Genomic DNA, 9,832 nt, shown 5'->3' with positions numbered 1-9,832 from the left:
CCTTGGCCAGCCGGTCCAGCGACAGGTTGCACGGGGTGATCTCGTTCCACGACGACGCCACCCCGATCTGGGGTTTGGCGAAGTCGTCGTCGCCCATCCCCACCGCCCGCAACATCCCCCGGGCGGCGGCCTTCTCTAGGCCGTCGGTGACGTCGCGGCTACGGGGTTTGATGTCTGGCGTCTTCCGGGTTTCGGTGGGCATTGACCCAGTATGCCGTCACCGCTTCTACAGTGGGCGCATGAGATCTACTGCCGGCTGGGTCCGTGGGGTCCGCGGGGGTTTTGTCGTCCTTGCCGCGCTCGCGGTAGGCACCGCCGTGAGCGCCTGTCACGCGCCGCAGCGGACGTCGACGGTGAGCGGACCGGACCACAACGCCGACGACGTGACGTTCCTGCAGGCCATGGTCCCGTACCACGAGCAGGCCCTCGAGCTGGCGGAGATGGTTCCGGCCCACACCACCGAAACCCGGCTCATCACGCTCGCGCACCAGATCGGCGATGAGCAGCAATCCGAGATCAACGGCTTCCGTGCGCAGCTGATTCAGTGGCAGCAACCGCTTCACGATCCGCGCGGGATGCACGTCGACGGCATGGTGGATCAGGCCACCATGGACAAGCTGAAGGCGCTGAGCGGGCCCGCCTTCGACCAGCTGTGGCTGCAGTCGATGATCGCCCGCCAGCAGGGCGCGATCACCATGACGCACAATGAGATCGCCCACGGCCAGAGCCCCGACATCATCGACCTGGCGAAATCCATCGCGGCGTCCCAGCAGGCCGAGGTCGACCAGATGGAGCAGATGCTGAGACGTTGACTGACGGCCCTGCCGCAGCCACCGCCCCAGGCACCGCGCGGATTCCTCGCTCCTGCACAACCGCTGTGATTGACTGGCTGCCGTGCTGGTGACACGGTGCGGCGAGGCAGCTCGACCGCTCGGCGGCCCGCTCGGCGCGTGACCCGCGATGACCGTCGGAACCCGAACCACGCTCGCCGGGCCGTGGACGCCGCGGACCGCGATACAGCTGGCGGTGCTGGCGGCTGCGGCGTTCATCTACGTCACCGCGGAAACCGTACCGGTGGGCGCGCTCCCCGCAATCGCACACGACCTGAATGTCAGCGAGGCCCTGGTCGGCACCCTGCTGGCCTGGTACGCGCTGGTCGCGGCGGTGACGACGATTCCGCTGGTGCGCTGGACCGCGTACTGGCCACGGCGTGCCACACTGCTGCTGACCCTGCTGTGCCTGACGGTCTCGCAGCTGATCTCCGCGGTGGCACCCAACTTTGCGGTGCTGGCCGGCGCCCGGGTGCTCTGCGCGGTCACCCACGGACTGATGTGGTCGGTGATAGCCCCGATCGCCGCTCGCCTGGTGCCGGTCAGCCACTCCGGTCGTGCGACAACCGTGATCTACGTCGGGACCAGCCTGGCGCTGGTGGTCGGCAACCCGTTGACCGCGGCGATGAGCCTGCTGTGGGGCTGGCGGCTGGCGGTCGTGGTCGTCACCGTCGCGGCCGGGGTCATCACCCTGGCGGCGTGGATGGCGCTGCCGGCGATGGTGCTCACCGCGGAGCAGCTGGCCAAGGTGGGCCGCCGGGCGCGACATCACCGCAACAGCCGCCTGCTCACGCTGAGCATCCTGACGCTGACCGCCGTCGCGGGGCACTTCGTTTCCTACACCTTCATCGTGGTGATCATCCGCGACGTGGTCGGCGTGCACGGACCGAACCTGGCCTGGTTGCTCTCGGCGTACGGGGTCGCCGGCCTGGTCGCGATGCCGGTGGTCGCCCGCCCGCTGGACCGCCGGCCCAAGGCTGCGGTCATCGTGTGCATGGCGCTGCTGGCGGTCGCGTTCGTGGTGCTGACCGCGCTGGCATTCGGCGATCAACACACCGTAGCGAGCGCCCTGACCGCCGTCGTGGGCACCGGCGCGATCGTGTTGTGGGGCGCTATGGCGATGGCGGTGTCGCCGATGCTGCAGTCCGCGGCGATGCGGACCGCGCCTGATGACCCCGACGGGGCGTCGGCGCTGTATGTCGCGGCGTTCCAGGTCGGCATCATGACCGGGTCACTGCTCGGCGGCCTGCTCTACGAGCGCCTCGGTGAGCCGTCGATGCTGGCCGCGTCCGCGGTGCTGGTCAGCGGCGCGCTGGCGGGAATGGTGGCGAGTCGGCGGCTGTTCGTTCTTCCTTCGAAGACCAGCCGGCCGTAACGTTCGTCACCGCCTGGCGACCAAACACAGCAGCTCGGTCAGGTGAGCGGGTCCGATACCCGATCGTCGAGGCACTTCGGCGCAGCTAGGCGGCCGTCGCGCTGTGTAACACTGGATTGAGACCGTGACCGGAGGTACCTAAGATGTCGCGATGGATGCCGCGGACGCTCGTCGCCTGGCTCGGCGTGGGCGGCCTGGCCACCGGGCTCACGCTCGGTGTTGGGCCAGCGCTGGCCGACCCGCAGCAACCACCGCCCGGCGACCCGTGGGCAGCCGATGCCGGGCCAGTCGATGCACCGCCCGACCCGGTGGGGCCGCCACCCGAGCCGTTCGCTGCGCCGCCCGACCCGGTGGGGCCGCCACCACCGGCGGAGCCGCTGCCGGGCCCGTTCCCACCGCCGGACCCACCTGACCCGCTGGGGCCGCCGGCCCTCGGCACGCAACAGGCGGCCTCGGTCGGCACGGCGGGATCCGTCGCAGGGCAGAACCCACAGCCGTTCACCGGCACGCCGCCGTTCGGGCCGCCGTCGTTCAACCCGCTGAACGGCTCGATGGTGGGGGTGGCCAAGCCGATCATCGTCAATTTCCCGGGGCCGGTCGAGGATGCTGGGCTGGCCGAGCAGGCGATCCACATCTCGTCGAACCCGCCGGTGCCGGGCAAGTTCTACTGGATGACTCCCACTCAGCTGCGGTGGCGCCCGCTGAACTTCTGGCCCGCCCACACCACGGTCGACATCGACGCGGGCGGCACCAAGTCGAGCTTCCGCACCGGCGACGCGTTGGTGGCCACGGCTGATGACGCCACGCACCAGATCACCGTCACCCGCGACGGGAAGGTGGAGAAGACCATCCCGATGTCGATGGGCATGTCAGCCGGCGGCCACGAAACACCGAATGGCACCTACTACGTGCTGGAGAAGTTCCCGACAGTGGTGATGGACTCCTCGACCTACGGGGTCCCGGTCAACTCGAGCTGGGGCTACAAGGTGACCGTCTCCGATGCCGTCCGGATCGACAACAGCGGCGGTTTCGTGCACAGCGCGCCGTGGTCGGTGAACGATCAAGGCAAACGCAACGTCAGCCACGGCTGCATCAACATCAGCCCTGCCGACGCCAGGTGGTTCTACGACAACTTCGGCAGCGGTGACCCGGTGGTGGTGAAGAACTCCGTCGGCAGCTACACCAAGAAAGACGGCGCCAACGACTGGCAGATGTAAAGCGCCGTTGCGCTGAGCGTGGTCAGAATCGCGGTGCCGAAGCGGGTTGTGTGTCGCCCAAGCTCGCCGAGGTAACGGCAATCAGTTCCAGATCCGGACCCGCAGCGGTGGCTCCAGATACAGGACGTCGCCTTCTACGACGCCGAAAGCGTCGTAGAAGGCGCCGATGTTGCGGATCACGCCGTTGCAGCGGAACTCCGGAGGCGAATGCGGATCCACCGCCAGCCGCCGGATCGCCTCGGCGTCACGGGATTTGGTACGCCAGACCTGCGCCCAGCCATAGAAAACGCGTTGCACACCGGTCAAGTCGTCGATGACCCGGCCTGGGCGACCGTTGAGCGACAGCTGGTAGGCCAGCAGCGCGATCGAAAGCCCGCCCAGGTCACCGATGTTCTCCCCGATGGTGAACGCCCCCTGCACATGGGGTGGACCGTCGACAGCGCCGAGATCGCGCGGTACGTAGGCGTCGTACTGGGCGATCAGCGCGGCGGTGCGGGCGCTGAACTCGCGGCGGTCGTCATCGGTCCACCAGTCCACCAGGTTGCCGTCACCGTCGTACTTGGCGCCCTGGTCGTCGAAACCGTGACCGATCTCGTGGCCGATCACCGCGCCGATGCCGCCGTAGTTGGCGGCGTCGTCGGCGCCCGCGTCGAAGAAAGGAGGCTGCAGAATCGCCGCGGGAAAGACGATCTCGTTCATGCCGGGGTTGTAGTAGGCGTTGACGGTCTGCGGTGTCATGAACCATTCGTCACGGTCGACGGGTTTGCCCAGTTTGGCCAGCTCGCGGTCGAAGTTGACCGCATAGCCGCGCCGATAGTTGCCGTAGAGGTCACCGCGGTCGACCACCAGGTCGGAGTAGTCGCGCCAGCGTGCCGGATAGCCGACTTTGGCGGTGAACTTGTCCAGCTTGGCCAGCGCACGCTGGCGGGTGGGCGGTGTCATCCAGTCCAGATTGGAGATGCTGACCCGGTAGGCTTGCCGCAGGTTGTCCACCAACACGTCGATCCGGGCCTTGGCCTCCGGCGGGAAATACCTTGCCACGTAGAGCTTTCCGACCGCGTCGCCCATCAGGGCCTCCACCAGAGCCACTCCGCGCTTCCACCGTTCGCGGATCTGCTCGGTGCCGCTCAGCCGGCGCCCGTAGAACTCGAAGTCCTCGACGACCAGCGCGTCGGTGAGAAGGCCGGCGCGGGCGTGAATCAGCCGCCACCGTGCCCAGCGCTTCCAATCGAGCAGGTCCTCGCCGTTCCACAGCTCGGCGAACGCCGACAGGAAATCGGGTTGGCGAACCACCAGTTCGGTGATGGCGTCAGCATCGCCGGAACCGCTCAGCGCACCCATCCACCCGGCCCAATCGAAGCCGGGCGCCTCGCCGGGCAGACCGGCCAGTGTGCGCAGGTTGTAAGTCAGCTCGGCGTCCCGGCGCTTGACCACATCCCAGTGCACCGCCGCCAGTTTGGTCTCCAGCGCGACGATGCGGGCCGCGGTCTCGGCATGGGCGGCGGTACCGTCTCCGTAGACCAAGGCGAACATCGCCGCGATGTGGCCCGGGTAGGCCGCCAGAATATCGGCGTGTTGCTCGTCGCGGTAGTAGGACTCGTCCGGCAGGCCGATGCCGGACTGGGTCAGGTGCACCAGGTAGCGGGTGGAGTCCTTCGAATCGGTGTCGACGTACAGCCCGACGCCGCCGCCGACCCCGGTGCGTTGCAGCGCGCCCAGCGCCGCCGCGAGCGCGCCGGCGTCCGCGGCGTCGTCGATCAGCGCCAACTCGTCGAGCAGTGGCCGCACCCCGCGCCGCTCGACGGTCTGCTCGTCGAGGAAGCTGGCATACAGATCGCCGATGCGCCGCCCATCGCTGCCGTCGGTGTTTTCGGCGGCTTGCATGATCAGGTCGCGCACCTGGACCTCGGCCCGGTCGAACAGCTGGCGAAACGCCCCGTCGGTGGCGCGGTCCGCCGGCATTGCGTAGTCGGTCAGCCAACGGCCGTTGACGTGGCCGAACAGGTCGTCTTGCGGGCGGATCGCGGTGTCGACATAGCTGAGGTCCAGACCCGAGCGAACAGCTTCTGATGTCACCCCGGGCATCTTTTCACGGCGTTGCCCTGCCGCGTCCTGTACCCTCACCGCCATGCCCGACGAGCAGCAGCCGGACTCGCCCGCCGACGCGGGTGAAGCAGTAACCGGCGATGAGCGATCGACCGGCGCCTCGTCGCCGGATCAAGACACCGCAGTATCCCAAGCACCCGACGAGAAATCTGACACCGAACCGTCAAGTGGCCGCGTCCTGTCGATCTATGGGCTGGTGTCCGCCGTTCTCGGGCTGGTGTCGGTCGCGGCTGTGGTGGCCGGGCTGCTCACCTGGTCTATGCACCGCAGCGACGTCGCCGAGCGGTCCCACCAGAGCCAGGTTCTGCAAACCGCGGCCAGCTGGACCAGTGTGCTGATCAACTTGAACGCCGACAACGTCGAGAAGGGCATGCAGCGGCTACGCGACAAGACCGTCGGCGAACTCAACAGCCAGTTCGACGCGGCCACCCAGCCCTATCGCGAAGTCCTGCAGCGGATACAGTCGCGCAGCACCGGTCGGGTCGAGGCGGTGGCCATCGAAACGCTGCACCACGATACCGATGCCGAATCCGGTACCGGCTCAACGGACCCGGCGCAACGGCAGTCGTCGGATACCGGCCGCACCGATCCCGTGATGGTGGTCGCCACCTCTGTCGCCGAGAACGTCGGCGGCAAAGCCCAGACCGTGCACTGGGCACTGCAATTGGACGTCTCCGACGTCAACGGCCGACTGCTGATATCCCGGCTGAAGTCCATCCGATGAAGAAGCTGAAGCAGGTGCCGCTACGAACCTTGTGGCGAGTCTCGGCGTTCGACATCGCTGCGCCGCTGGTCGGCATCGGCGGCCTGCTGATGGTCGGGCAGGTGCTGGACTGGCCGCGGTGGTGGGTGTCGGTGTGCTCGGTGCTGGTGCTGCTGATCGTTGAGGGCATGGCGCTGGATTTCATTCTGCTGCGCCGTGATTCGGTGACGGTCGGCACCGACGACGACAGACCGGCCCTGCGGCTGGCGGTGGTCGCGCTGTGCACGGCTGTGTTGGTGGCCGCGGTGGCGCTGGAGTACACCCGCTGGACAGTGCCGGATCGGAACCTCAAGACCGACTCGGTGGAGGTGGTGCGCATCGCCAGCGCTATGTCGGCGGCGGCGGCAACCGTCGACCCGTTCGACCCGACCGCATCGACCGATAAGGCCGCGGCGATGATGGTGCCCGATCGGGTGGAAGCGTTCAAGGAGAAGATCGGCGGGACGGCCAAGAGCTTGGCCGAGCACAATATCACCGTGAAGGCCGAGCCGTTGACGGCCGGCGTCGAGGCGATCGGCCCGTCGGTGGCCAGGGTGGCGGTGCTGCTGCGCAGCACCCAGAGCATGATGGATCAGGAAAAGCACAGCGTCGTCGCGTTACGGATAACGCTGACCAAGCGCGACGGCCACTGGCAGGTGCTGGACATGTCGCCGATCCACGGCCGCTGACGGCGACTCGGCCTGCAGCGCCCGGTCAGTTGCTGTCGGTGAAGCGCTGGGCGTTCATCTTGACGAACCGGTCGGACAGTCGGCGCATCCGGATCATCAGCGAGGCCGGTGGGCTGTGGGTACCGTCTAGGTAGCCCGCCAGATCCCTGGCGGGAACACCGATACGGGATGCGAATTCCTGCCGGCTCAGCCCGGACCGCTGGATCAACAGCCGCACATGGCGGGAGACCTCGGCACGTTCGTTGGCCTCCAGATGTGCGCGGGTACGGATCAACACCTCCGTCAACGCCTGGGAAATGCCGTATGGACTGGATCCTTCCAGCACCTCTTCGACCTGGCGTGCGGTGCGGCCGTACGGGTCGCGTTTGAGCGCCATGACGATCCGCTGCCAGGCGGTGATGTCGTCGCTTTCCAGCGCCGAGCGAATGGCGGCCGTCGACCAGAACTCCACCGGTCGGTCCACGGAGCGGTGACGGGGATCGAGTGGGTGCGGCACCGATCCGTGGCGCGGATCCGCTGCCAACGTCACCTCGCCTCCTCCAGCATCGCTACCGCCACCGACATGCAACGTTGCCGCACGTGCTCCCAGTCCGCGCCCGCGCCCGGGTGGCCGGGATCGACCGGACAAGGATCGGCAAGCCGCCGGACCAGTTGGGTGGCGATCCATTGTCGGTTAGCTGGTTGACCAGAGTAGTACCTGTCTATGCCGGCTAGCGCCACGGCAACGGTCTCCGGCTCCAGCGTGTCGACCAATTCCGCGAATTCGGCGAAGTCCCGGCGGCTGTTGCGGAACATGATCAGGTAACCCTTGAGGCGCAGCGTCTCCGCGCCGGTGGGAATCTGCAGCCGATCACCGGTCGGCAGTTGGACAGTGGTGGTTTCCAGCGGGCTGCACCGGGCGAGAGCCGGGCGGGCTTCGCTGCCGGAGTCGCTGGCCGGCAGGCCCATCCCAGCATCACCGGCTCGGGTTTCAGGGGCTTGCGGGGCTTTCAGGGCTTCCAGCGCATCGAGGGCGACCGACAGTCGGCTGCGCCACATGGTGACAGGATGCCGGGGCAGCGCACCGCCGGCGGAGTTACGGTGCGGCCAGCTGCCGGCGCGCTGCTTAGTCGCAGGGTGGCCATTCCCTGCGGATACCGCCCCCGGGGTGGCCGGGGTGAGGGGCCGTCGAGCAGTGCCGGCCTCACCGCCCCCGCCATCCCGGCTCACGCAGCCGTGCAGCGCCAGCGGATCAGCCACACAGATCGCGTCGGGCACAAGATGCTTGAGCCTTGCCGCCGACTTCAGCACCGCCCGCAGGTCAGCGGGCGGTGCGATGAGTGCGGAGATGTCGTCCGGGATGACCACGACGTCACCCGGGTCGGCGGTGGGCAGTGGCCGCTCGAAGTCCACCGACGGCAGGATGCGCGCCAGCCACCCGGGCAGCCACCAGTTCCACTGGTCGAACATCACCATCAGCGCCGGTACCAGCACCAGCCGTACGACGGTGGCGTCCACCGCGATCGCCACCGCGCAGGCCACCCCGAGTTCGGCGACCAGGGGCATCCCCGCGAACGCGAAGCCGGTGAACACCGCGATCATGATCAGCGCGGCGCTGGTGATGGTCCGCGCGCTGGTGCTCACCCCGTAGGCCACCGCGTCGTGGGTGCTGCCGGACTGCAGGAAGCGCTCTCGGATTCGGGTCAACAGGAAGATCTCGTAGTCCATCGACAGGCCGAAGGCCATCGCCAGCGCGACCGGTGGAATGAAGCTGTCGATCGAGCTGATCGGCTCGAAACCCAGCCGCTGCAGCCACCCCCACTGGAAAACCATGACCAGGCCGCCGTAGGCGGCCGCGACCGACAGCGTCGTCATCAGGACACCCTTGAAGGCCAGGAACACCGACTGGATGGAGATCAGCAGCATTACGAACGCGATCACCGCCACAAAAATCAGCACCAGGGGTTCGGTCGCCGACACCCGGTCGTCGAAATCCTTGATCAGCGCCGTGGGCCCGCCGATATCTACCCGGGCCGGTTGTCCGCCGGTGGCCTCCGGCAGGTGTGCACGCATCCAGTCGACGGTCTGACGCGCCTCCATGTCCTCGGGATCGACCGACAGCACGGCGGACAGCAGCCCGCTGCTGTTGTCATCGGCAAAGACCGGGGCGGATACCGAGGTGACATTGGGCCCTCGCGTCATCTCCCGCCGGATGGCATCGAACGTCTGCCGGTGAGCAGGTGCCGAGGCCCCTGCGTCCAGCCCTCCCGGGAAGGCGACCAGCACCCGGACCGGGCCCAGCGCGCCCGGTCCGAGCGCCTGCGCCGCCGCGGCGACCCCGCCGCGAATCTCATGTGACGAGTCGAACTGCCGCAGCGTGCTGTTGCCCAACACCAGCGACAACGCCGGTACCGCGATCACGATCAGCAACGTCGACGCAACCAGTGCCGACAGCCAGGGTCGACGCATCACCGCGGCGGTCCAGCGGCTCCAGAACCGCGACCGCGCGGTCTGCGTCCGGCGTGACCAGTGCAGCAGCCCCGAACGCCCGGCGACCGCCCGGCCGAAAGTCGCCAAGACCACCGGCGTCAAGGTCGCCGAAGTCAGCACCGCCACCGAAACCGCCAGGATCGCCCCGGTGGCCAGGGACACCAGCACCGGGGTGTCGATCAGGTAGATCCCGGTGAGCGAGGCCACCACCGTCAGCCCGGACAGCACCACGGCCAGCCCCGATGTCGCCATCGCGGCATCGACGGCCTCCTGCGGTTGGCGGCCGGCGCGCAGTTCTTCGCGGTACCGCATCACGATGAACAGCGAATAGTCGATCGCCAGCGCGATGCCGAACATCGATACCGTCGACGTGACGTACACCGACATCGTGGTGAACATCGCCA

The 9,832-nt window shown here is 67.9% G+C and carries 8 protein-coding genes and 1 pseudogene; 5 read left to right on the top strand and 4 right to left on the bottom strand.

Annotated elements, in window-relative coordinates; translation table 11 throughout:
• Positions 1–202: pseudogene (locus tag AC2VON_RS08725) on the bottom strand (dihydroxy-acid dehydratase); the annotation flags it as partial.
• A gap of 37 nt (positions 203–239) precedes the next feature.
• On the opposite strand from AC2VON_RS08725, the gene AC2VON_RS08720 reads away from it, so the two are divergent.
• From AC2VON_RS08720 to AC2VON_RS08710, 3 genes are all read left to right on the top strand, one after another.
• Positions 240–812, top strand: a complete 573-nt coding sequence (locus AC2VON_RS08720) for a DUF305 domain-containing protein (RefSeq protein ID WP_486952586.1) — start codon at positions 240–242, stop codon at positions 810–812.
• A gap of 148 nt (positions 813–960) precedes the next feature.
• The gene (locus tag AC2VON_RS08715) at positions 961–2,205 is read left to right on the top strand and encodes an MFS transporter (RefSeq protein ID WP_486952585.1); all 1,245 of its coding nucleotides are present in this window, start codon (positions 961–963) and stop codon (positions 2,203–2,205) included.
• Between the two features lie 143 nt (positions 2,206–2,348).
• Positions 2,349–3,422 carry a L,D-transpeptidase gene (locus tag AC2VON_RS08710; RefSeq protein WP_486952584.1) on the top strand — a complete coding sequence of 358 codons (1,074 nt, stop codon included), beginning with the start codon at positions 2,349–2,351 and terminating at the stop codon, positions 3,420–3,422.
• A gap of 81 nt (positions 3,423–3,503) precedes the next feature.
• On the opposite strand, the gene AC2VON_RS08705 is transcribed toward AC2VON_RS08710, so the two are convergent.
• A complete protein-coding gene (locus AC2VON_RS08705; RefSeq protein ID WP_486952587.1) occupies positions 3,504–5,507 on the bottom strand; it encodes a M13 family metallopeptidase in 2,004 nt (667 codons plus the stop codon).
• Between the two features lie 43 nt (positions 5,508–5,550).
• Between AC2VON_RS08705 and AC2VON_RS08700 the strand changes: the two genes are divergently transcribed.
• Together AC2VON_RS08700 and AC2VON_RS08695 are read left to right on the top strand one after the other, a co-directional pair.
• On the top strand, positions 5,551–6,252 hold the full coding sequence (locus tag AC2VON_RS08700) for a hypothetical protein (RefSeq protein WP_486952583.1): 702 nt from the start codon (positions 5,551–5,553) through the stop codon (positions 6,250–6,252).
• Entirely contained in the window at positions 6,249–6,959 is a 711-nt protein-coding gene (locus tag AC2VON_RS08695) for a hypothetical protein (protein WP_486952582.1), read from the top strand. The genes AC2VON_RS08700 and AC2VON_RS08695 overlap by 4 nt, the downstream gene beginning before the upstream one ends.
• Positions 6,960–6,984: 25 nt before the next feature.
• On the opposite strand, the gene AC2VON_RS08690 is transcribed toward AC2VON_RS08695, so the two are convergent.
• Together AC2VON_RS08690 and AC2VON_RS08685 are read right to left on the bottom strand one after the other, a co-directional pair.
• Positions 6,985–7,488 (bottom strand): XRE family transcriptional regulator, encoded by a 504-nt coding sequence (locus AC2VON_RS08690; protein ID WP_486952581.1) that lies wholly within the window; start codon positions 7,486–7,488, stop codon positions 6,985–6,987.
• The coding region (locus AC2VON_RS08685; RefSeq protein ID WP_486952580.1) for an MMPL family transporter at positions 7,485–9,832 on the bottom strand (2,348 nt) is incomplete at its 5' end. The genes AC2VON_RS08690 and AC2VON_RS08685, both read right to left, overlap by 4 nt.

Source organism: Mycobacterium sp. TH-M82 (assembly GCF_057473605.1).
The sequence above is the reverse complement of the archived record's forward strand: the minus strand, read 5'-3'. Positions and strand labels throughout refer to the sequence as shown.